This is a genomic window from Mucilaginibacter sp. McL0603 (assembly GCF_049992945.1).
Classification (GTDB): domain Bacteria; phylum Bacteroidota; class Bacteroidia; order Sphingobacteriales; family Sphingobacteriaceae; genus Mucilaginibacter.
Genome location: NZ_CP188251.1, coordinates 3,711,990 through 3,735,753, shown reverse-complemented (window position 1 = coordinate 3,735,753; position 23,764 = coordinate 3,711,990). Strand labels below are relative to the sequence as shown.

21 protein-coding genes, 1 tRNA gene and 1 riboswitch are annotated in these 23,764 nt (G+C 43.2%); of the genes, 8 read left to right on the top strand and 14 right to left on the bottom strand.

Annotation, left to right across the window (positions count from 1 at the left end; all coding sequences use genetic code 11):
• Positions 1-71 precede the first annotated feature (71 nt).
• Together rnhA and ACPPVU_RS17110 are read right to left on the bottom strand one after the other, a co-directional pair.
• Complete coding sequence (rnhA, locus tag ACPPVU_RS17115) at positions 72-542, bottom strand: ribonuclease HI (RefSeq protein ID WP_426667745.1); 471 nt, start codon at positions 540-542, stop codon at positions 72-74.
• Between the two features lie 123 nt (positions 543-665).
• On the bottom strand, positions 666-2,756 hold the full coding sequence (locus ACPPVU_RS17110; RefSeq protein WP_426667744.1) for a heavy metal translocating P-type ATPase: 2,091 nt from the start codon (positions 2,754-2,756) through the stop codon (positions 666-668).
• Between the two features lie 118 nt (positions 2,757-2,874).
• Here ACPPVU_RS17110 and ACPPVU_RS17105 point away from each other — a divergent pair.
• Positions 2,875-2,948 (top strand) — tRNA-His (locus tag ACPPVU_RS17105).
• Between the two features lie 330 nt (positions 2,949-3,278).
• Here ACPPVU_RS17105 and ACPPVU_RS17100 read toward each other — a convergent pair.
• On the bottom strand, positions 3,279-3,605 hold the full coding sequence (locus ACPPVU_RS17100; protein WP_426667743.1) for a DUF3892 domain-containing protein: 327 nt from the start codon (positions 3,603-3,605) through the stop codon (positions 3,279-3,281).
• A gap of 149 nt (positions 3,606-3,754) precedes the next feature.
• Positions 3,755-3,907: a hypothetical protein gene (locus tag ACPPVU_RS17095; RefSeq protein WP_426667742.1), complete on the bottom strand. Its 153-nt coding sequence runs from the start codon at positions 3,905-3,907 to the stop codon at positions 3,755-3,757.
• Between the two features lie 384 nt (positions 3,908-4,291).
• A riboswitch (cobalamin riboswitch) is annotated at positions 4,292-4,486 on the top strand.
• 100 nt (positions 4,487-4,586) lie between these two features.
• On the opposite strand from ACPPVU_RS17095, the gene ACPPVU_RS17090 reads away from it, so the two are divergent.
• Genes ACPPVU_RS17090 through ACPPVU_RS17075 form a run of 4 tightly spaced genes read left to right on the top strand, consistent with a single transcriptional unit; the run spans position 4,587 to position 9,860 of the window.
• Complete coding sequence (locus tag ACPPVU_RS17090) at positions 4,587-6,662, top strand: TonB-dependent receptor plug domain-containing protein (protein WP_426667741.1); 2,076 nt, start codon at positions 4,587-4,589, stop codon at positions 6,660-6,662.
• Positions 6,663-6,664: 2 nt separating this feature from the next.
• Positions 6,665-7,801, top strand: coding sequence for a YncE family protein (locus ACPPVU_RS17085; protein WP_426667740.1), 1,137 nt, complete (start codon positions 6,665-6,667; stop codon positions 7,799-7,801).
• A gap of 13 nt (positions 7,802-7,814) precedes the next feature.
• Positions 7,815-8,720, top strand: coding sequence for a cell surface protein (locus ACPPVU_RS17080; protein WP_426667739.1), 906 nt, complete (start codon positions 7,815-7,817; stop codon positions 8,718-8,720).
• 12 nt (positions 8,721-8,732) lie between these two features.
• A complete protein-coding gene (locus ACPPVU_RS17075; protein WP_426667738.1) occupies positions 8,733-9,860 on the top strand; it encodes a DUF5074 domain-containing protein in 1,128 nt (375 codons plus the stop codon).
• A gap of 257 nt (positions 9,861-10,117) precedes the next feature.
• On the opposite strand, the gene ACPPVU_RS17070 is transcribed toward ACPPVU_RS17075, so the two are convergent.
• Together ACPPVU_RS17070 and ACPPVU_RS17065 are read right to left on the bottom strand one after the other, a co-directional pair.
• Positions 10,118-10,696 (bottom strand): cysteine hydrolase, encoded by a 579-nt coding sequence (locus tag ACPPVU_RS17070; protein WP_426667737.1) that lies wholly within the window; start codon positions 10,694-10,696, stop codon positions 10,118-10,120.
• Positions 10,697-10,705: 9 nt separating this feature from the next.
• Positions 10,706-12,100, bottom strand: a complete 1,395-nt coding sequence (locus ACPPVU_RS17065; RefSeq protein ID WP_426667736.1) for an MFS transporter — start codon at positions 12,098-12,100, stop codon at positions 10,706-10,708.
• 83 nt (positions 12,101-12,183) lie between these two features.
• Between ACPPVU_RS17065 and ACPPVU_RS17060 the strand changes: the two genes are divergently transcribed.
• Entirely contained in the window at positions 12,184-12,630 is a 447-nt protein-coding gene (locus ACPPVU_RS17060; RefSeq protein WP_426667735.1) for a MarR family winged helix-turn-helix transcriptional regulator, read from the top strand.
• Between the two features lie 84 nt (positions 12,631-12,714).
• On the opposite strand, the gene ACPPVU_RS17055 is transcribed toward ACPPVU_RS17060, so the two are convergent.
• The 8 genes from ACPPVU_RS17055 to ACPPVU_RS17020 are packed head-to-tail and all read right to left on the bottom strand — an operon-like array spanning position 12,715 to position 21,062.
• The gene (locus ACPPVU_RS17055) at positions 12,715-13,809 is read right to left on the bottom strand and encodes a bile acid:sodium symporter family protein (protein ID WP_426667734.1); all 1,095 of its coding nucleotides are present in this window, start codon (positions 13,807-13,809) and stop codon (positions 12,715-12,717) included.
• 25 nt (positions 13,810-13,834) lie between these two features.
• The gene (locus tag ACPPVU_RS17050) at positions 13,835-14,764 is read right to left on the bottom strand and encodes an RraA family protein (protein WP_426667733.1); all 930 of its coding nucleotides are present in this window, start codon (positions 14,762-14,764) and stop codon (positions 13,835-13,837) included.
• A gap of 34 nt (positions 14,765-14,798) precedes the next feature.
• The gene (locus tag ACPPVU_RS17045) at positions 14,799-16,091 is read right to left on the bottom strand and encodes an amidohydrolase/deacetylase family metallohydrolase (RefSeq protein ID WP_426667732.1); all 1,293 of its coding nucleotides are present in this window, start codon (positions 16,089-16,091) and stop codon (positions 14,799-14,801) included.
• Positions 16,092-16,136: 45 nt separating this feature from the next.
• Positions 16,137-17,348 (bottom strand): aminotransferase class V-fold PLP-dependent enzyme, encoded by a 1,212-nt coding sequence (locus ACPPVU_RS17040; protein WP_426667731.1) that lies wholly within the window; start codon positions 17,346-17,348, stop codon positions 16,137-16,139.
• 11 nt (positions 17,349-17,359) lie between these two features.
• Positions 17,360-17,818: a RidA family protein gene (locus tag ACPPVU_RS17035; RefSeq protein ID WP_426667730.1), complete on the bottom strand. Its 459-nt coding sequence runs from the start codon at positions 17,816-17,818 to the stop codon at positions 17,360-17,362.
• A gap of 47 nt (positions 17,819-17,865) precedes the next feature.
• Positions 17,866-18,306 (bottom strand): c-type cytochrome, encoded by a 441-nt coding sequence (locus tag ACPPVU_RS17030; protein ID WP_426667729.1) that lies wholly within the window; start codon positions 18,304-18,306, stop codon positions 17,866-17,868.
• 4 nt (positions 18,307-18,310) lie between these two features.
• Positions 18,311-19,246 carry an SMP-30/gluconolactonase/LRE family protein gene (locus tag ACPPVU_RS17025; RefSeq protein ID WP_426667728.1) on the bottom strand — a complete coding sequence of 312 codons (936 nt, stop codon included), beginning with the start codon at positions 19,244-19,246 and terminating at the stop codon, positions 18,311-18,313.
• A 4-nt stretch (positions 19,247-19,250) separates the two neighbouring features.
• Positions 19,251-21,062 (bottom strand): c-type cytochrome, encoded by a 1,812-nt coding sequence (locus ACPPVU_RS17020; protein WP_426667727.1) that lies wholly within the window; start codon positions 21,060-21,062, stop codon positions 19,251-19,253.
• 470 nt (positions 21,063-21,532) lie between these two features.
• On the opposite strand from ACPPVU_RS17020, the gene ACPPVU_RS17015 reads away from it, so the two are divergent.
• Together ACPPVU_RS17015 and ACPPVU_RS17010 are read left to right on the top strand one after the other, a co-directional pair.
• Positions 21,533-22,690, top strand: coding sequence for a DUF1624 domain-containing protein (locus ACPPVU_RS17015; RefSeq protein ID WP_426667726.1), 1,158 nt, complete (start codon positions 21,533-21,535; stop codon positions 22,688-22,690).
• A 223-nt stretch (positions 22,691-22,913) separates the two neighbouring features.
• Complete coding sequence (locus ACPPVU_RS17010) at positions 22,914-23,741, top strand: hypothetical protein (RefSeq protein ID WP_426667725.1); 828 nt, start codon at positions 22,914-22,916, stop codon at positions 23,739-23,741.
• The last annotated feature ends 23 nt before the right edge of the window (positions 23,742-23,764 follow it).

The following is a 23,764-nucleotide window of genomic DNA, read 5'->3' as shown; positions in this document are numbered from 1 at the left end:
TTGATTGAGTTGGATTAGGTTGGGAATAAAATTTAACCAATCAACATAATCAACAACTTAACTTAATCAACTCATAATAAATTCACCTTACCCGATTCCATTTCGAAAACAGAGTCTATAAGCAAATCTTTTTGTTTGCCGGCAGCTACGGCCAGCACATCGCACCTTTCATTTTCGGGGTGACCGGCATGCCCGCGTACCCATACAAATTTGATATTGTGCAGTTTGCTTACTTCGAGATAGCGCAACCACAAGTCTTTATTCTTTTTGTCCTTAAAACCCTTCTGCAGCCATCCGTACACCCATCTTTTCTCAATAGCATCAATTACATATTTTGAATCGGAATAGATAGTGACGGATTGATTTAAGCTTTTGATTGCTTCAAGACCTTTTATTACCGCAAGGAGTTCCATACGATTGTTGGTGGTTTTACGAAAGCCTTCAGAAAGCTCTTTGTAGTGTTTGCCGGAGCGAAGAATTACTCCATAGCCACCTGGTCCCGGATTTCCGCTCGACGCGCCGTCTGTAAATATTTCAATCATTTAATTAGTTCATGGATCATAGTTGATGGTTCATGGTTTTTGGATCCATCGCATCCCCCAAATCGTTATGCCCAAAAATAGAAAATAAATCAGGTCTATGAACTATGAACCATCAACTATGAACTAAGAGATCTTCTTTACTTTCAACCTCAATGAGTTACCAATCACCACGACATCTGAAAATGCCATAGTGAGTGCACCGATCATCGGACTTAAAAATCCACAGGCAGCAATAGGAATAGCTACGACGTTATAGGCAAATGCCCAGAAAAGGTTTTGTTTAATCGTGATCAGCGTATGCTTGCTTATCTGCAAAAACTTAACTAACGAATACAGATCTGTATTTAAAAGTATCACTCTTGCTGATTGTATAGCTATCTGGCTCGAATCATTCATAGATATACCTACATCTGCTTTGGTAAGGGCAGGGGCATCATTAATGCCGTCGCCAACCATAATAGTTTCGCCCTTCTTTTTGTAAACATCTATTACCGTTAGTTTATCGGCAGGCATCTTTTCACCATGAACCTCGGCTATGCCGATTGCTTTTGCCACTTTTTCACACCTATTCTGCTTGTCGCCGCTTAATAGTACAGGAATAATTCCCATGCCCTTTAATGTGCTGATCAAAGATGCAGCTTGTGGTTTTATCTCGTCATCGATCTCTATTTGAGCCAGCAGAACCTGGTTTTTATAAAGCGATATATTAAAGTCGCTTTCAATATTTGCTTTCCCCAGACCCAGGAAATAATGATTGCCTTCCACATCTTCGGCACGCATACCCAAACCCTTTTCTTCACTTACAGCTTTTAAAATTACTTTTTGTTGTGGCAGGCCTTTTAACTCGCTTACCAGGGAACGTGCAATAGGATGGTTGGAACGTTCTTCAATAGCGGTAATTATCCCGCGTATTGCTTCTATGTCAGCTCCGCTCTCGGATTTTATTTTATTAATGTGAAACTTCCCGGTGGTAAGCGTGCCCGTTTTATCAAATACGATATATTTGGTTTGGGTTACTGCTTCAATGGTATCACCGCCTTTAATTAATATCCCGTTTTTTGCTGCCCTGCCAAGTCCGACCATTACCGCAGTAGGAGTGGCCAGGCCCATTGCGCAGGGACATGAGATAACCAATACCGCAATGGCATTCATAAGCGCATGTTGTAATCCGGCATGACCCACATAATAAGTCAAAGTAAAAGTGATCACGGCGATCAATATGACAGCAGGCACAAATATGGCCGCTACCTGGTCGCCTAATTTTTGGACCGGTGGTTTGGCAGCTTGTGCTTTTTTCATCAGTTCGATAATTTGTGCAAGCACGGTATTGCTTCCTACCTTGGTAGCGATCATGGTAATATTGCCATGTTCCACAATTGTTCCGCCAATCAATTGATCATATTTCTTTTTTTCAACCGGAATACTTTCACCCGTGAGCATGGATTCATTAATTGAGGCATCCCCGGATAGCACTTCACCATCTACAGGAACCTTATCACCGGTATTGACTAACAATGTATCACCCGGACGCACTTCGCGGGCACTGATCACTTCAATTTCACCATCTACAATACGGTTGGCATTTACCTGCTGAAATTTTATTAAGTCTTTTACTGCAGAGGTAGTTTGCGTTACTGATCGTTTTTCAAATAGATTACCCAGTAATACCAGTGTGATGATAGTGGCACTGGTTTCGTAGAATTGATATTGCATACCCAAGTGCTGTATCGTGCCTATAAGGCTATAAATAAAGGCTGAGGATGAGCCGATAAAGATCAGCACATCCATATTCGGTACGCCGCCTTTAACCGAGTGCCATGCGCTTTTGCCAAAATGCATGCAGCCAACTATAAAAACCGGCAGGCAAAATAAAAGCTGAACAATCGGCTCATGCAAAAAATGCCAGGGCAATAACATACTTAACAAAAGTGGAACAGTGAATATAGTACAGAAGATGAGCTTATTTTCTATTTTCTCGTAGAACTTTTCATGCTGAAGCGAAGCATCTTCGGCTACTTTATAGCCTAATCCTTCAATACCCTTAATTGCATCTTGCACTTTAGCTTCATCATCGGCAGAGAACTTTACTTCCTCCGAAGCAAAATCGACAAGAATATCATGAAAGCCTTTTTTTTCTAATAATTTGTGGACAGAGATAGCGCAATTGTTGCAATGCATCCCGGTGACACTCAGTTCAATTAATTGCTCAGCCATACTTACAAATTTCGTCAATAATTGAGGAGTGATCTAAATTAAATAGTAAGTTGATTGTAATATTAAAAAAGTCCTTGACTTTAGAGAGTAAATTTTTACATTTGCACTCTCCAAAACGGTAGATGTAGCTCAGTTGGTTAGAGCATCGGTTTGTGGTACCGAGGGTCGTGGGTTCGAGCCCCATCATTTACCCTTCATGGGGCAAGACAATTTTTGTTGTTTTAGCCCCATTTTTTTGCCTTTTAATTTGTTATTAATCAGATAGATATTGGGCAGGTAATATTTACAGGCCTAAGGATAAACATAATTTTACGCTGATGTTCCAGAAGTTGCGACTTGACCTGGACACGCTTGAAAACAGACCGGCAACAAGAAGTTACTCACAACAGTCGCAGTTGGTTTACGCGTTTCCTGAAGCTGACGGAAATGGGCGAAGTGTCCAAATATCTGGATTCTGTGAGCCTGATGACCGATGATTTCGCCCGGGACTTGTAAGTAAGTAAAGGACTTTGTTCAGGTAAATTAAAATTCAAAACGACGTTTATTCACCGGTTCAAGTCGCTCAATATGCAGAGTTGGCAGATGTAATAAAGTATCTGGACTATAACTATCCTGTTCTGTTTTTAGATACTCTTTACCATCATGAATTCCTAGTACTACTTTAATTTTTTTACCATTTTCAGAAACGTAATATTGTTCGATATTACGCTTGATGTGTTGTATGACCAGAAAATCCGGTAACACCCATAAATATCCCAGATATTCCCCGGCCAGGCTCTCAATCATTTCATGGGGTTCTGATCCTGCCGTTCTTTTACCTATCCAGGTCACGTTTCTTTTTGTAGACATCTTATATGTAGATTATTGTTTTAAATTTTAATTACTTGCCCAATACATCGAACTGAATTCAACAGCAGCGCTATAACGGGAATGCTATGGAAGTATAAAAGACCATCATGTTCTCGTCCATGTGCCAGGAAGCTTGAGTTGAATAGATATTAAAACTTTGGGATATGACCAAATACAAGGATTACAGATGCCATAAACAGAGCGATTGGTACAAATACTCTTCTTGCTTGTACATTATCAAATTTTCCGAAAAGGAATACTGCTTTAAAAGCATCAACGTGGGTGTTTATTAGATTTTCCATTGTGATAGTTTTTTTAGTTTACGTTCACAATACGTTTTGCAATGCCTGTGCCAAAGAGCGTTTTTCATGCCAAAAGACACGTTAACCTTATTTATTCACCCCAGATGAAAATAAAAAGATGGAGAAATGGGGAATATCATCATCATGTTCCCCGGTTTTTACCTTTTTATACCTTTGACATCAGCGAAGGTCGCTGATTCACAATTGTCAAATCTATCTTATACCTGAAACTCATGATCTTGATAATCCCGACTATGGGCTAAATAGACATATCTGTTATTTATTTAGTGGTGATGGTGCCCATTTTGGCAAATTCCACATCGGCCGAAATAAGATTCTTGTTCTTAGTAATAAAAATTTTACGCCATCTGCATGAGAATTGTATACCTTTGCCTCGCTTTTGGTTCCTGAACTTTTGTTCGGGATTAAAAGGGAATCAGGTGTAAATCCTGAACAGACCCGCTGCTGTAAGCTCCAAAACCAAAGCCCATTCTTATTGTCACTGTCCGCTAACTAGCGGATGGGAAGACAGGGCCGAGGGGAGTAAGTCAGAAGACCTGCCATTGCACATAATTATTCATAGCTTTCGGGGATTGAAGCTGGAATGTAAATACCGCACGCGTATTTTCATTTTTTGTGTCCTTCATTCTGTTTGCTGTGGCTTTAACCACAACACGCAATGGCATCACCTTTACTAAGCAGGGTATTAAATCCCTTTAGTAACATTTCTTTTATAACAGCGCTTGTTTTAACTGGCTGTTCCCTGTTGTGCTGCTTTCCGGCTACTGCGCAGGTGAAAGACAGTATACACCAACAACAGGATACATCGCGACAGCTAAAGGGGGTACAGGTAACCACTTCACGGGCTTATATCCAGGCAACATCACCAGTTCCGGTGCAAGTGCTTAGAGGCGCTCAATTGGAACAGATCAACAGTCTCTCTGTTGCTGATGCTATACGTTATTTCTCGGGTGTTCAGTTAAAAGACTATGGCGGCGTTGGGGGACTTAAAACCATCAACGTACGTAGCCTGGGCACCAACCATACGGCCGTATTTTATGATGGCGTGGAGTTTGGCAATTCGCAGAACGGGCAGGTCGACCTGGGCAAATTTTCACTTGATAATATTGAAGAGATAGCCTTATACGATGGTCAGCAAAACAGCATTTTTCAGCCGGCCAAAGGCTTTGCACCCGCAAGTGCATTGTACCTGACTGCTAAAAGGCCGAAATTTACTGACAGTGCTAATTTCGTCGGTAAAGTAAGTCTTAAAGCGGGCTCCTTTGGTCTGATCAATCCGTCCATTAACGCCGCTTATAAATTCGGCAGCAATGCTTATGCTACGGTCAGTTCCGAGCTGATACATGCCAATGGCCGGTATAAATTCACCACATTTGACGGCGGCGACACCACAGCAGTACGTCACAATGGAGATATCGATGCGCAGCGAATTGAAGGAGCTGTGTCGGTAACTTCAAAAGATTCCGCCACCTGGAAAATCAGAGGGTATCTTTACCATTCGGACCGTGGCCTGCCTGCAGCGGTGGTCAATCATAACTTTGATTCGGATCAGCGCCAATGGGATAAAGACATTTTTGTACAGTCTTCTTACCAAACCAACCCGTCAAACAGGGATAGCTGGATCATCAATGCTAAATATTCCGATGACTATACCCGCTATTTTGACCCGGACATCACCACGACCCGCGGATTACTTGACGACAAATACATCGAAAAAGAGCTCTATTTTTCTGTTGCTAACCGTTACCGGATAACGAAACAATTGTCATTTGATATCTCAGCAGACTATCAGCGTAATCAGCTGGATGCTACCCAGAATGATACGGTACAATATCGCTTTGTCAGCCCTGTGCGCAACCAGTTACTGCTGGCAGCGGCCGGCGAATTGAAATTGCAGCATTTAGATATCCAGGCTGATCTGCTGGCTACTTATGTGAATGATACAGTTGACACGCTTACCGCAGCAGGGCGAAAAACGGAGTATACGCCCGCTTTCCTTTTTTCCTGGCAGCCTTTTGAAAACCCTGATTTCCATGTGCGCGGCTTTTACAAAAATACTTTCCGCTTGCCGACCTTCAATGATCTTTATTTTACCTTCATTGGTAATTCTTTCCTGAAACCGGAGTTTGCCAGGCAATCTGATATTGGTATCACTTATACCAAAAACTGGCAGCAACAAGCCTTGCTTGATTTTTTTCTTCAGGCCGACGGCTATTATAACCAGGTGCGCGACAAGATTGTGGCAATACCCGGCCAAAACCTGGCCCGGTGGACAATGTACAATATAGGCGAAGTGCATACAACCGGACTTGATATTGATGCATCAGCCACCTGGGCTTTACCGGCAAATATCAGGCTCAGCACAGGCATTACTTATACTTATCAGAACGGCATTGATGTTACCAGCGGTGGGGATAGTTATGGACAAGAAATTCCTTACACGCCGAAAAACAGCGGCTCGCTGCTAATTGGGCTACAAAAGGGGCATTTCTTACTTAATTACAGCTTCATCTATACCGGTGCACGTTACGATGAAGATGCTAATATACCTCGAAACTACCTTCCGCCCTGGTACACGCATGACATGAGCATTACCTATACCGGAAATTTTCAGCGGCATCATATTAAGATAACCGGGGAGATCAATAATCTGCTTAATCAGCAATATGAGGTTATCCAAAACTTTCCCATGCCCGGGCGTAATTATCGGATCACTATAAGTACAAATATATAGCTATGAAAAACACACATTTATTATGGATGCTGGTTCCGGTGCTTTTAGCAGCCTGCCGTAAAGAACAAAAAACAATTCCGGAAACAGTGACCCAGGTGGGTGCTGCTGATACCGGCGCACTCAAGCGCATGTATGTCCTTAACGAAGGCAACATGGGTTCTAATAAAGCCTCATTGGATTACCTCGACTTGCAAACCGGTCAATACCACCAGGATATTTATGAACAGGCAAATCCCACTGTGGTGAAAGGCCTTGGTGATGTTGGTAATGACCTGGGCGTTTATGGCAGCAAGTTGTTCATCGTAGTAAATAATTCGAATAAGGTAGAAGTGGTCAATGCTAATACGGTAAAGCAGATTGGGCAGATAAATATTCAGAATTGCCGTAACGTGATCTTTAATAACGGCAAGGATTACGTCAGCGCATATCTCGGTATTGTAGGTGACCCGAAAGCGCCGAACGGGGCAGTTTATGAGATCGACACTGCGAGCCTGCAGATAACAAGGAAAGTAACTGTCGGGCGGCAGCCAGAGGAACTGGCCATAGTAAATAACAAGCTATACGTAGCAAATTCGGGCGGTTATAGTCCGCCAAATTATGAGCGAACTGTATCGGTTGTTGATTTGAACTCCTTTACCGAAATCAAACGCATTGATGTAGCTATCAACCTGGAAAAATTGAAGCCGGATGGGTATGGTAACCTGTACGTTACCTCGCGCGGTGATTATTATACCATTCCGCCCGACCTGTATGTGATCGATACCAAAACCGATTCTGTTAAAAAGGATTTTAAGCTGCCGGTAAGCAATCTGGTCATCAGTGGTGATACAGCGTATATGTATGCTGTCGCGTTCAGTTACACCACAGGCCAGAATACGATCAGCTATTCGATGATCGATGTCAAGACTGAAACCGTCCTCAATAAGCAATATATCACTGACGGCACTCAACAGCAAATTAAAGTGCCCTACGGTATAGCGGTAAACCCGGTCACCCACGAAGTATATGTTACTGATGCTAAAAATTACGTAACGCCTGGGACACTCTACAGTTTCGGTACTGACGGCAAAAAAAAATGGTCTGTCACCACAGGCGATATACCGGGCCACTTCACCTTTTTATATAATTCAAAACATTAAAAAACACGTTCATATGAAAAAACAAACACTAAACTTTGTAAAGACCGCAGCTATCCTTTTAGTCGTCTGCGCCTTTTGGTCAGCCTGTAAAAAAGACCAGAAAGTAACGCCGGCTACCCCTGAAGCACCTATCAGACCCGTTACCTCATCCAGCAATGCCTACGTCACTCAGTTATTTGAATTCAATCCGGCACCGGGACAATTTATCAATACCGGCCTGGCGGATACGGTTGCGGCTATGGGAACTTTAAAAACCGACCAGGGGCTGGTAAGTCTTGGAGCATGGGGTGGCTATATCATTGTTGGTTTTGACCATACTGTGCTTAACAAACACGACACTACAGATTTTGTAGTTTATGGCAACGCGTTTTCGCTTTTCTCTGAGCCCGGCGTGATTTGGGTGATGCAGGATACGAACGGGAACGGAAAACCGGATGATACCTGGTACGAGATCAGGGGAAGCGCCTATCACGCGAACGGTTATCTGCGCAACTATTCGGTAACTTATACCCGCCCTGCCTGTGACTCCTGCAGCGTACCGTGGAAAGATAACCAGGGCAAGACAGGCGTTGTACAAACGAATATTTTCAATACCCAGGCTTATTTTCCAAAAGGAATCAAGGGCAGCACGGCAACTTATAATGGCACACTGTTGCCATCCAGCAAGATCAATATGGATGATCCGACTTACATCACCAGCAGTTCATGGGACTATGGATATGGCGACAATACGGCCGGCGGTGATAAGATATCTATAGCCAGTGCTATGGATAAAGATGGCAACCATGTGGAATTGAAAGGTATCGACTTTGTCAAGGTGCAAACCGGCATTCTGGCAAACATGGGCTGGTTGGGTGAACAGTCCACCGAATTCTGCGGCGCAGCTGACCTGAGCCTGTTAAAACCTGCAACAAATTAAATCACAAACCATATGAAAAAATCAATCTATTATCTTTTGCCGGCCTTATTGCTGATGGCCCTGGCTTCCTGTCAAAAAGAGCAGCAAGCGCCTGCAAATAATCAGTTTTCGGGAAAACCTATTTCAACATCGCTCAGTTCGACAGTTACCGGAAAGTACACCAACGGCTTTTTTATCATTAATGAAGGCTGGTTCGGCCACGGCGATGGAAGCGTTAGCTTTTACAGCTATGACACCAACACTAAAACCGATAGCATTTTTACCAAGGAGAATCCCGGGAAAAACTTAAACCCGGTAACATCGACATTGGAATACGGGACTATTTTTAATAATCAGTTGTTTCTTGTTTCTAAAGTGGGCGGTCCTGTTGTGGTATGTGATGCCAACACAATGCAGGAAGTAGCACGCATACCCAGCGCCAGTGGAAATAACTGGCAGGCATTTGTTGGGATCGACGCAACCCATGGTCTGCTAAGTTCTGCAACCGGGCTTTATCCGTTTAGTTTAACAACTTATACAACCGGAACTAAGCTAACTACGGTAACCGGGAATATTGCAGATATGATCCTGGCAGGGAATTACATTTTTGTTTTATCCCAATCACAAGGAGTGGTGGTCTTAAACGCTTCAACTTACGCTGTGGTAAAAACAATCCCCGGCATGCTGGTTGCTTTTGCGAAAACACCTGACGGTTCAGTTTGGACTGCCGGCGGAACTTCATTGATCAAAATAAATTCCACCACACTGGCAACAACCACCGTTGCGGTTCCATTTACGGTATTTGGTTCCTGGGCTGCCTGGCATCCGGGTTCTATTACAGCATCCAGTACGGAGAATGCGATCTTTTTAGCTGATAACAATACCTGGTTTGGAGGCACTACAATTTATAAATATATTGATGGCAATGCTGCATCCCTGAATACACCATTCATTACGCTTGCCACCGGAAAAGAATTGTACGGATCAGGCCTGGGTTATAACCCGGCTTTGAGCCAACTGGTAGTGAATACTGTAAAATCCGGGTTCGGTACAAATTACAGTACCAATGATCTTGATTTTTACAACGCCACAACCGGAGCCCTGATAAAAGATGTGCCTTTCAGTGGCTATTATTTCCCGGCAACTTATGCATTTCATTAATTGATGATCTTATAGATTGTCATCTTCTAAGATCACATGGCCTCTCGAGGAAGTGGCCATGTGGTTGAAATTCCTAAAGGCTGTGTGAGGCAGCCTTTAGGAATTTTTTAGTTCTTTGGCTTGGCGATTAAATTATGGTTTATTTGTGGCATACAGTTTTCCCTTGCGTAGCTGGCTATGTATTTTAAGACGCTTAGCCTGTCCAGTTCCCCTTGGTAGAGCCTGTGTTTTCGTCACTACCTGCCTGATCCGTTAACCTAATTTAAAGTTGTCACCCATTCATCGGTGGTTAGTACCTCGCCGGAAAAAGGGAATACCTTTTTGATCAGGAAATCATGTACTTCCGGTTCCGAGTCTGCGCAGGCGTCTGACAGGACAGTCATGTGATAGTCCCGATCGGCCGCTTCGCGGAGCGTACTTAATACTACGCCTGTGGTTGAAAATCCCGACAAGACCAGTGCTTCGGCTTTATTGGCGCGCAGAATAATCTCCAGGTCACTGCCCGCAAAGGCGCTTACCCGTTTTTTATTGACAATGATATCGGTGGGCAACGGTTCAATCGCGGCGTGTACGGCGGTGCCTTCATGCGCATGGGTAAACATCATTTTACTTTCTTTGATGGCGCTAAACCGCCTGTGTTCAGGATGAATTTCGGGATGGCCTTCGCGAAATGCAAGCGTTACATAAATTACGGTAACGCCTGCTTTTCGCGCGCTTACAATTGCTTTTTCGATTTTACTTAATAGCGGTTTCGAGTCTGGCAGGTAGCCCATCATCGCTTTCTGGATGTCCATCACAAGGAGGACAGTTTTACTGTTTTTTGAATTGGTTGTCATGATTATAAATTATATGGTTACTTCTAAATCGATCTCAATTTTTCTCCGTTTAAAAAACAAAGGCAGGAGGAACAGAACAATCAGCACACATGCAAATAGGGAAAAAAATGCAAGGGAATGTAATCCGGCATCGGTAGCCCCTGCTTTAAACTGGTGCTTCAGGCTGGAACCGGCCAGGATAGCGCCGATATAACCTGCGGTGCGGAACAGGCCAAAACAGACTCCTACCTGGTCGTCAGGAGCTTCAGCATATAAGGTGGCCTGGTTGGACACGGTAAGAATTCCTAAAGCTGCCCCCATAATAATGGTGATACACACAATAAAATGCACTGACGAGGCGGTATTTAACAGGAAGATACCTATGGTTGCCACGATAATACAAAACACACCTGTGCTCAGCATGAGCTTGTAATTTTTATTTTTGGCGATCAGCAAACTCAGGGCCATCGCAGTCAGCGAGAACGGTAGCATGATTAGCCCTACACTTGAAGGGCTGATATGCTTAGACTGCTCCATCCATTGCGGCAAGCCATAAAGAATCAGGTAAATAATAAAACTGATACCGATCTGACGCAGAAAAGTGGTATTTAAAAGCACATTCAGGCTCAGTACTTTGACATCGATAAAAGGTTTAGGGTGCCGTAGCTCAGCAACTATTAATAAGAACAAAAGGATAACAGCGGCAGGGATTTTCAGGTATAAATAGGTTGGATAAAGTAATGCCATTAAGAAAACGAACAGGAAGGCGCAAAATGTCAGCAGTCCCAGAGGATCCAGGTCTTTAAAAATTTGCAGGGCTGTTTTGCTTCGCTGTGTCTTTACAACCCTGACTTCATTTTTATTTTTAACCGACAGCAACAAGCCGATCAGCACCAACGGAATATTGATAAAAAAGATGCCTTTCCAGCCAAAGCTTTCCAGCAGGATACCCCCGAGGAATGGCCCGAATACTAACGAAACCTGGCTCGCGATAGCGATAATACTTAAAGTGAGGCCCGGTACATCCATTTTTAATTCTTTATAACGTTGCCTGATCAGCGTCATGGACGATGGATAAGCCGCCGAACTGCCCAAGCCTAATAGGATGCGCGATACGATCAGCCAGTCAAAGCTTTGCGCAAACACACCGACGATTCCGGATAGCAGGATGAGCAGAAAACCAAACAGGTTAATCTTGCCCGGGCTAAATACATCACAAAGGCGGCCCATCAGCGGTTGGCCGATAGCCGAGGTAAAGTAAAGGGGTATAATGAGCAGCGCACCTGCGCCTGGTTCCTGTTTGAAAGCCAGTACGATGGTCAAAACAGCTGTAGCCAGCATAGTCGAATTGAGTGGGTTAAGCATATTCCCCAGTACCAGTGGCGCTATGAACCTGGCCAGTCCTTTATCTTTATTGTCTATCATTTTATCAAAACTACTTTACAAAGTTACTTTGATATTTTAAATACCAAAGTAACTTTCCTATTTCTTTTTTAACTTTACATTTCATGGATGAAACAATGGTCACCGAACTCGATAAAAAAGTAGCACATAGCCTCCGCGACCTCGTTACCAGGATGAACCGGAGGCTAAGGAAACAGATCAGCAACCCGGAACAGTTATCGGTTTCGGAACTCAATGTGATACAATTGCTGGTTGATAGCCGCGAATTGCTACCATCAGAACTTTGCGCACAGCTGAACTTATCATCGCAGTATATATCGCAGGTGCTTAATAAGCTAACGGAGCTGGGCTATATTTCCCGTAAAGCTGCAACGACGGACAAAAGGAAGTCCTATGCGGTTATTAACGGAAAAGGAAGCAAGTGGTTGGCAGATAGCCGCGAAGAAAGAGAGGAATGGTTGGCTATGGCGATCTCAAAACAATACTCTGCAGCGGATAAAGCGCTCATTCAAAAAGCGGTTGAACTGCTGGCGGTACTGCCGGAGCTATAGGGATAGTGGATTTACGCCCAAATAGAATAAAATATCACGATGCCTTTTAAATTATTGGCGAAAGTTGGTCAATTTTTATCAAAATCAATTTAAAGTGTTTTCTTTAAGCGGTTTGCGGTGCCAGTAATTAGCCAATAATGATCCGGTGGTATTCATAAGAGGGCCAAATATTGCGGGTGCCAGGCCGACAGTCGCAATTTTGCCCATGGCTTTTGCTAGTCCTGAGGCCAGCCCTGCGTTTTGCATCCCTACTTCTATGGCCATTGTGCGGCAATCGCGTTCAGACATTTTAAATAAGCGGCCCGACCAGTAACCTAATGTGTAGCCCATTAAATTATGGATCAGCACCAGTAAAACCAGCAAGCCGCCAATATTTAACAGGCTATCCCTGCCGGCGGCGGTAATAATTACGATGATAAACGCTATACCGAACATAGATACTAACGGCATCAATGTTTCCAGCCATAACGCACGTTTAAGCAGATATTTATTAAAAAGAATACCGGCTCCAATAGGTATGATCACTATTTTTACGATATCCCACATCATACTAAGGGCATCGATCTTAATAAATTCCCCTCCAAGCAGCTTCATGAGTAATGGCGTAAAAATAGGAGCCAGCATAGTAGAAACTGCAGTTATTGTAACCGATAATGCCAGGTTGGCTTTGGCCAGGTATGACATTACATTGGAGGCCATGCCATTGGGTGAGCAGCCAACCAGAATTATTCCGGCAGCGATCTCCGGCGGAAAGCCGCTTAATTTGGCTAATGTAAAACCAAGCAGCGGCATAATTATAAAATGACTCCCAACCCCAATAAACACGCCTCTTGGCATTTTTATCACACCGGCAAAATCCTTAAGCCCCATAGATGTTCCCATCCCGAACATAATTAGTTGAAGAAGTGGGGTAATAAGTGTGGACAGTTTAAATCCATTTACCTGAATGAAATATTGCGGATAGTACAAGGCCGTTGTCACTGCCGCAAAAATGATAATTGTATACGAAAATCCTTTTAGTACCCGCGACCCACGAAATGCAATGGCCAGCGCAATAAAGAATGGAATAATATAATAGCCGGCATTGGCAATACCATCCTGGCAAATACGCCATAGAGCAGCCAGCAGGCAAAGTATGGCAATGCCTGCCAATACTTTATAAATGCTAATATTTTTCAAAGTTTCAATTTAGGTTTATGGTTTATTACCAGGTACGTTTTTCCATAAAGGCATCTAATTGTGCCCTGGTCATTTTTCCTTCTTTGGGGTTTTGTTCAAGCCATTTCAGGAAAGCTTCCCTGATCTGGTTGGTCCATTGACTGTCAATTTCGCCGGTGGTGAACGTGCCTGCCTTAAGCATAGCGTGGCTAAATTTATCGCGCAGTGCAACGAATTCTGATGTGGCGACTACTTTTTCGGCCAAATGGGCGGGAATAAAAAGCACGCCTTCCTTTACGGATATTACCAGATCACCCGGTAAAACGATGGCATGGCCTATGCGTATAGGAGTATTAAGGCCCATCAGTACCATTTCTTCGAGATATGACGGATCAAAATCGCGCACAAAAGCATTAAAACCTTGTATCTCTTTTAATCCCTGTAAGTCCCGTGCTGAACCATCAAAGATGACACCATTACCCGATTTATTAAATATAGAATTACCAAGATTATCACCTATCAAAGTTCCTCCCCTGATCTTCCCGAAACCATCCGCTACATAAACATCACCCTTTACTAAAACATCTATAGGCCATGCATTGGTATTACCCTTTCGTCCTTCCTTTGCACCCCTTGCTTTAATATTTTTTTCTATATCGGGGCGGGTTGGCATATACATGGCTGTAACCGCACGGCCAACAACCGGTATAGTATCATTTACCAATTTCCAGTTACCCTCAAACTGGTTATTGTAGCCCTCGTTTCTTAATACGGTCCAGGCGTCCTCTATGCTGATTTTTTTTGCCCTTTCGATTAGCTCATCTGGGATTTTTGGTCTTCCATCAGAAAAACGCTCACCTTTCCATTCAGATGTATAAAAAATCAGCTCTTCCTTTGAAATGGTTTGCGCTTTGACAGACTGGTAACTGCAAAGGCTGGTAATAAGTGTTAAGATTAAAAGTTTATAGTATTTCATAAATAATAAAAGTGAAATATAATTGGATTTCGGGTTAATGTGTATCGCCGTTTAGGGCTGACTGTTTATTTACAACAACAACTTTGGGCGGATAAATAGGTGTTACAATGCCGTTGAGGTCGTAAACGATCTTACCTGCCCGGATAGTAAGTTCACATTCCAGCTTTTTGCTGGCTTCTACTTTATAGCCGGTATAATCAAATAGGCCGAACTTACCTTCGCGGAGATTTAGCACAGCCACATCGGCAACTGCACCTACAGACAGATTCCCCAATTCCTCATGCTTTATTTCCTTCGCCGGGTTTGATGTGCTGGCTTGTATCACATCATGCAAACTCATCCCTATTGCCAAAAATTTCGACATGCAGGTAAGCATGTCCTTCATGGCGTCATTCATACTGCCAACATGGATATCGGTGCTGATAGAATTTGGGAAAAAGCCTTCTTTGGCCGCAGGTATTGCCTGCGAATAAGCGAAGCTGATACCGCCATAGCCTACATCAAACATAATCCCGCGTTTCCGGGCTTCATAAACAAATGGTTTTACCTTATTGGTTTGCAAATCAACAATATATTCGCGGCTGCCCAGCTGACCAAAACAATGGGTAAAAATATCACCCGGGCGAAGATGTTTCATAAACAGCTCTTCAATTGAAAGCGGGGGTGTACTTCCCCCAAAATCGATCATCGCGGGAATGCCACCTGCAAGTGTACCGGCTTCCACCGCGCGGTCAGTTGGCGTCCAGTCGTGGCCGGTGTAATGGGCCAGTTTTATCCCGACAATAATATCTTTATATTTTTTGGCGACTATCGCGGTCATCCTGGCATCCATATCATTGGGATTCTGCTCGTACGTGCCCCGCATGCCTTCACCTACAATATTTAAAAATGCCAGCACACGGGTTTGCGAAATGTCAATGGTTTGTGCTTTAAAAGTCGGGAAAGTTCTCCAGCCTGAACTTCCAGCATCTACAACAGTTGTAACACCGTTTCTGAATGTGAATCCGTCCGGGGCAATGGCGAGGTTGCCGTCCTCATACTGGTGATCTGGTTGTGTGCCAACAAAATTATGGGTATGGATATCTATCAGGCCGGGGGTAACATAAAGCCCCTTTGCATCAACTACCTGGATGGCCTGCTTAGTATCAATGTTCTTAGATACCGACACTATTTTACCACCACTGATAGCAATGTCCATAATGGCATCAATGTCATTTTTAGGATCGATAATATGACCGCCTTTGATGACAATATCATAAGTCTGTGCCAACAATACCTGGCCGGATAAACTCACCAGCACGAATAATAATAAGCAGCTTTTTCTCACTTTGAACTTATTTATTGGTTATTATCAATATTAGCTTTGCCGTTATCAGGTGGCTTGCTGTAGTATGGATCTTACTTTATCAGCTACTATATCCACCTGGTCTGGCCGCAAAAGCACTACGCCGATGAGCAGGTGATCTTTCTTTCCCCCAGCAACAATGCTTGGTGTGCCGTTTTTTAAGGCTGATAATACTTCTTCCGGCTTAATTTTGATCTTAGCCTGATCCCAGGTTACCTTCAGACTTGGAAACGCATTTGACGGGCCTGGGTCAACGACCGTTTCGGTTTTTACAGTTTGCACAGTTTCCAGCTGCGAGCCGATATGTTTGGCACGCTGAAGCCAATCTTCCCATTCTTTTTTATGATCCCTTTCTAAATAGGCCTTTAAAGCGGCATACATCCCAAACATCTCTTCCTTGTTCACCTTCATTGGTCTGCCGATAGGCGCTTCATTTGGGCTGTGGTTGAGGCGTGCGGCAGTAATCAGATCCTTGCGTCCAAAAAGCAGACCTGCGCTTTGAGGCCCGCGTATCATCTTACCACCTGAAAAAGTTACCAGGTCGAAACCTATTTTCTGAAATTTGAACAGGTTTTCTACTGGTGGTACATCTGCAGCAGCATCCAAAAGGGTGGGGATATTATGTTTTTTAGCAATTGCCACAAAATCGGCATGTGTAATACTGCTTTTGGCGGCTGCGTTAAAGAACAGCGCCATTACGGTTTTATCGTTGATCGCTTTTTCCATTTCATCAGCGCCCTCCACCTCGATAATTTTAGCACCAGTAGTAGTAACTGCCTGATCAAAAAGGTACCTGTGTGTTTTTTGCATGATCACCTCGGGCCGCGGGCCAGGTAAGTTGGGTAACAGTTTGATCTTTTCATGATCTGTTCCTGTAATGGCTGCGGCAGTGCTTAGTAATATAGCACATGCGGCACCAGAAGTAACCATGGCCGATTCTACCTGTAGCATTTCTGCAATTTTGGCGCCTACTTTATCCTGCAATTCATACATGTTGGCAAAATCGTGCGAGGTTGAATTGATCGCCTCCAGTACCTCAGGTAACATCAACGACCCTGATAAAAAAGTCATAGTTACCGATGCATTAATTACCGGTGTTACGCCAAGTTCTTTAAACAGGTCGCGCACGGGTGTTTTTGGCGGGGCAGGAGCGGTAGCCTCAAAGGCGGATGCTTTACTCACCAAACCACCTGATAATGGTAATAAGGCAAGACCTTTTATAATATCTCTGCGTTTCATTTTCGTTGCTGTTATATATAAGCCATACAATCCATCTCAACCAGCGAGTTGCCGGGTACGCCGCCTTTAGCAACAGCTACAGTAGTGCGCACCGGCGGATTTTTGCCGAAGCGGCCCTTGTAAACTTCGTTCATGCCTTGGTAATCAGCAATATCATTCAGGAAAACAGTTACTTTAAGTACCTTTTCCATGGAGGAGCCAGCTTTTATTAGTTCTTTTTCCAACTCCTTCAACACTATTTCTGTATGTGCCTTTATTTCAAATGGCTCAACATGTGCGCCTTTACCGGCCACAAAAATAAGGTTGCCCAATTTGGTTGAACCAGAAAATAGAGGTACGTCCTGGAATGTTGTAACATTGCTAACTGTCTTTTCAGAAGGCGCGGCCAGTGCATCTTTGCTTATTCCGAATACAGATAACCCGGCCACTGTGGCCAGCATTTTCTTCAAAACAGATCTTCTTTTTTCCATGGTGTTTAAGTTTTAGTGATTGAGTGTATGATTTTTGTTTGCTGTACTTATTTTGAATTTACCGCGGGACTTTTTGTATTCAATGTAAGGATATATTTTATCATTTTACTTGCATCTTCCGGCGTGATAGCAGGATGCGGCGCCATGGGGACAGTTCCCCAAACACCATTGCCGCCATTGACTATTTTTTGCGTAAGTAAATTGACCGTATTTTGATCCTGCGGGTATTTTGTCGCAATGGCAATATAGGCAGGCCCCACCAGCTTATCTTCTAATTTATGGCATGCAAGGCAATCAGACTTAGCGATAAGAGCTTTCCCGTCTTCAATTTCAGAAGCTGTTGCAAACGGTGGGGGAGCTGGTTTAGTTACAGTGGCGGCCGGAGTCTTTTTTACAGCCGTCTTTTTCTTTACCTGTGCCTGCGCATAACAGGCGAAAACAGTTAATGCTATACAAAAAAAGCCCGTTATTATTCTTTTAAGTTTCATGTTGTTATTTCTGTTTTTTTGACATTTTCCACTCGCGGCCTGGATCATCTACCCTGAAAGTTTCCAGGTTGCCCTGGTCCTGTAAGGTAATATACATGGTTCTGCCGTCGGCACCGCCAAAGCAAACATTTGTTGGTCGCTTACCCGTAAGGCTTATTTCCTTTATTATCTTACCGTCGGGTGATACTTTGGCTATTGTTCCTTTACCAAACCGTGCCTGGTAAATATTGCCTTTAATATCACATCTCAGCCCGTCCATACCAAAATCAGTGAATTCGATTACCAGGCGCTTATTGCTGATATCTCCCTTTGATGAAAGATCATAAGCCCATATCTTACGTTTTTCATTTACATACAGGGTATGGTTATCCGGGCTTACATCTATCCCGTTAACAGTTGCCATGCTGTCCAACACCTTCATTTTACCGTCGGTATCAATACGCCAGATCTTGCCTGTTCCGGCCTTCCAGTTCGGGTCGCTTGCATATATCCTGTCCTTATTATCAATGGCAATATCATTTGGCTGACTCATGCCATCGTTATGAGCAATAATGTTTTGTTGTTTAGTGCTCATATTCACTTTAATGATATTGTGCCCGGTATAATCTGCTATCAACATGTTTCCATGGCTGTCAAACCTGATTCCGTTGCCAACACTTCCTTTTGGCAATTCTATAAATACGCTCGCTTTGCCATCAGGTGTTATTTTGCCTATTGTACCGTCGTGATCAAAATTAACTGCATACACATTCCCGTCTTTATCTACAGCTGGCCCTTCCACTCCGGTTGTGAAGCTTTTTACCGGCGTAAACAACGAGGATTTGAAAAGCCCGGTTGTATCAGCAGTTTGCGCACCTGAGTTTATTGCGATAGCGGCAAACAGACCCGCAAATAATAAGGGTTTGTATTTAAAGACTGAATTAAAGGTGATTTTGATCATATATCTATTTTGTTGTCATTTTTCGCACTGCTGCTACTTGTGCAGGCGTTACAATTTCGGGTAAGTTGTTAAAATTCGATTTTATATAGGTGAGCACTTCGGCAACCTGTTCGTCTGAGAGGAAGCTGCCATGCGCGGGCATTATCTCATTATAGGGAAGTCCTTTTACCTGGACCGGGCCTTTAAGGCCATTGAGTATCACGTTGATTAACCGGGTTGTATTATAATTTACCCACTCTGACTGCGCCAACGGAGGGAAACGATTTCCGTCGCCTTTACCGTCTGTCTGATGACATGCTACACAATAAGTACTGTATACTGCAGATGTTGCCGGCATATCTTTAAACAGGTTATCCTTGATTTCATCAGGTGTCCTGATATTGGATGCAGTCATTTTTCTTTTTTCCATGGCGGCCAGTTGAGTTGTACCGAACGCTTTTTTGTCACCCGTATAGATAATGCGCCAAATTTTGCCCTTTTCGGTATCGCTTACATACAAAGAGCCATCAGGGCCTTCGGCCAAACCCATTGGGCGATATGCCGCATTACTAACACTAGCAATAGGTTCAACTTTGGCAAAGCCATCCGCGAAAACTTCCCATGGACCGGAAGGTTGCCCATTTTTAAAAGGTACAAAAACAATAATATAGCCTGCCTGCGGATAAGGCGCCCGGTCTGTAGAACCATGGAAGGCAACAAAAGCACCGTTTTTGTAACGGGCCGGAAACTGTTTCCCTCTGTAAAACAGCAGGTCGTTGGGTGCGAAATGCGCCGGGAACGCCATCAGCGGCTGAGCCAGTTTTGAACCATTACCTTCTTTGATCTGATCGCCGCCAAACTCAGGATTAAGCAACTTTTTGCCTTTAACGCCATCGTAATAATAATAAGGCCAGCCGCCATCAAACCCTTGATTTACTTTAAAAAACTCTTCGGCGGGCTGCATAGCGCTTTGCCATGGCGTATATAAATCAGGCCATATCATCCTGAAATCGTCGCGGCCGTGAGCAATTGTATATAGTGATTTGCTTTTGTGATCCCAATCCATGGCGACAAGACTTCTTAATCCTGTGGCATATTTTATTCCGTCTGATTGATACTGATTAGTTTTATTAGCATCGAACATCCAGATGCCGCCATGATCTTTTAACCAGGGATTGTTGTTATCGGGCGAATCGGGATCACCTATGCCAGGAGAACCGGGAATGCGGTTCTTTTCCTGTCCGGCATTTGACCCGGCACCCCAGCCTACATAAATGTGTCCTTTGTTATCAAAAGCAATCGGTTTTGTCTGGTGTTCATGATAGGGAGGTTTGTCAATGACAATCGTATCCATTTTGCTATCGGGTACTAATTGTCCGCGTTTAAGCTGCATCCGGTAAACCATCAGCTCCGAACTAAAATACAGATAGCCGTTATTGATCCGCATAGCTGTACCGTAGGTGTGGCCATCATATTTACCAAAAGGGGTTACAATATCGGCTTTACCGTCACCATTTGTATCTCTTAATGCAATATTACCATAGCCGCCATTTAAATTATGGTTCCTGGCTTTTACATAAATATCGCCATTTGAATTAACAGCAATATGCCTTGCCAGCCCCTTTAAACTGTCAACAACAACCAATGCCTGGAATCCGCCAGGCAAAACAAGCCCGCCGTTATCTGAATCAGGAGCAGGAAGTTTTGTATTGACGCTAATCCACGAGAATCCCATGAAAGCAAGTAATATACATGCGCCAATAAGCTTAAATAAATGCAAATGAAAATAGCGTAAAATGTTAGTTAAGGCTTTCCTGGTGCTGTTTGCAAGGTCCATTTAAGTAAATAAAACTTTTATATAAAATAATCAGAAACTTGTAGTAGTACTATATTTTTGATTTGTTGAGCTGAACCAGCCAACATTCTTATATTCTCGTAATTATTTAATACCAGGCCAAAACAATGCATTCCATACTACTGACGGGGTTATCAGATGGCGGCATTGTGTTTTTATTATCTATCAGAATAGGTTTAATAATTTCAATCAGATTGGTCCAGACTTTCGGAGGACCAGCACTAATTGCGACAGCAAGTTAAGAGAAATAGTTATTACTTTTAATAACTAATGTAAAAACACATTGAAAGTTAATGTGACTTTTGAAAAAAAATTAAAAACATTGATCATTTGGTAGCCCGGAAGGCTATTTGGTTTGCGCAGGCGTATTGATTCTTTTGTGACGGGCAAGCAAGCTTTGGCTAAAGCATCTTTGGTTGTATATTGTAAGCGGTAAAATCTGAACCGAACTGATGAAAGAACGCATCCATGCCATCGACATTATTCGCGGCCTAATCATGGTTATCATGACGCTTGACCATTCGCGCGACTTCCTGCATTATGCAGGGCCCTCGCCGACGAACATGCATTCCACAACAGTGATCCTGTTTTTCACCCGCTGGATCACGCATTACTGTGCGCCGACGTTCGTCTTCCTCAGTGGGGTGTCGGCATTCCTGGCAGGGCAGCGCAGAACAAAAAAGGAACTCAGTCGCTTCCTGCTCAAAAGAGGGGCCTGGCTCATCTTGTCGGACCTGCTGATCATCAGCTTACTGTTTAGCTTTGATCTGCAGTACCACATGCTTGTGCTGGAAGTGCTATGGGTCATTGGATTTGGGATGATCATCCTGGCGCTGCTCATCCGTGCGCCGCGGGCGGTGATCGCTGCAATAGCATTACTCATTCTATTTGGTCACAATGCATTGGATTACGTGCGGCTTCCCGAAAATGGTATAGTAGGTGTCTTAAGCACTATTTTTCTGACCGCCAGGGGCGCCATCATACCGCTAAGCCCCAACCGTGCGATCGCCGAATTGTACGCGGTCATACCCTGGACGGGTGCTCTGCTGCTGGGCTACGTTTTTGGCAAACTGTATCAAACCGGGGCCGACCCTAAGAAAAGACAAAAAGTATTGTTGGTTTGCGGTTTATCATTCATCGGCCTGTTTATCCTGGTGCGGTTGGCCAATCATTATGGCGAACCGGCTCCCTGGGCGGTGCAGCGGAATGCGGTCCATACGTTATTGTCTTTTCTCAACACAACAAAACAAACGCCCTCACTGCTCTTTTTCTCGATGACACTGGGGCCGGTCATGCTCCTGCTGGCACTTGCAGAAAAGTTCAATAACAGGGTAACCGCTTTCTTTGAAGTGTATGGTAATGTGCCCTACGTCTATTTTATCGGGCATTTATGCTTGCTTAGGGTTATCAATATTTTATTGATCGGATTGAAGGGTCTTCCGTTCAAATCGGATGGAAATCCGTTTGTGTGGCAGGCACAAGGCTTTGGTTTCCCTTTATGGGCCGTCTATCTTTTTTGGCTATTTGTGGTGGCTGCATTTTATTTCCCATGTAAATGGTATGGTAATTATAAACGCACGCACCGCAGGTGGTGGCTGTCCTATTTGTAGTGAGCATACCGTAGTAGTCATGGTTTGACCGGTTCGGGATTTGTACCATTAGGGACCCGGATTTTGAAATTAGTTCTGAAAAGAGTCGCTTTTTATGTTTAAAGCGATTTGTTAGTGCTTTTTTATATGCTCCCCCACTTTATAGAAACACATTACTTATATTTAAATATTAAAAATTATAGAATTTGATATAACCTATTCCTTAACGCTATTCTTATCCAGAATGAAACTACCAGATAATATTGACAAAATAACCATTGAGAAGCCAAATGATTTCTCTGTTTTTCCTCCAATTGGGTTTATTGAAATTAGAGAAGGAAATGACGGTGCCGGAGATAATTACGGTTTATATTGGGCAGTAGGGAAAGAAGGTGAAGAACCAATAGTATGTCATAAACTTCATGAGGAGTCGTTGTTAGTGCCCGAATTTCCAAACCTTGACTCATTTTTAGAATGGTATTATATTGAGCAAGAACAACCTATTCCTTTCATAAACTTAAGTGATAAGAGATTTTTTTTGAACCTATACAACAAGTCTAGAGTCTTAACGAAGAATGGTAAAACCGAAGATGCTATTCAGGCATTAGAAGAATCAATTGAGTTATTTGCCGAATATACTGACTCTTGGACACTATTAGCCTATAATTATTATACACAGAACGAAATAGAAAAGGCAGAATATGCTTCACTAAACTCAATAATAAGCAATTACGCTTTTGGGCTCCCTTCCAAAAAAGCGATTGATCAGTTCAATAGAATAGATTCATCAGGAAAATACAAGAATCATCCACTAGTAAAAAGAAAGGATGGATTATTGTCTGGGAGTAGTTATTTCGCCCCATTTACTCTAGATTACGACAGAATCTTAGAAGTAATTGAAGAATTTAAAGAATTACGAGATCATAAATCAGCATTGATTTTGGAACAGAACTACGCATACTTAATGAAGTCAGAGAAGAGTGAAATCAAAAAAAAATACAATTTCAACGGTAATATTTGGTCTAATAATTTCAGGAAAGAAATTTTGATTTTCTACCCCGACAGAATATGAAAGGGTATTTTGTCGCGAAACCA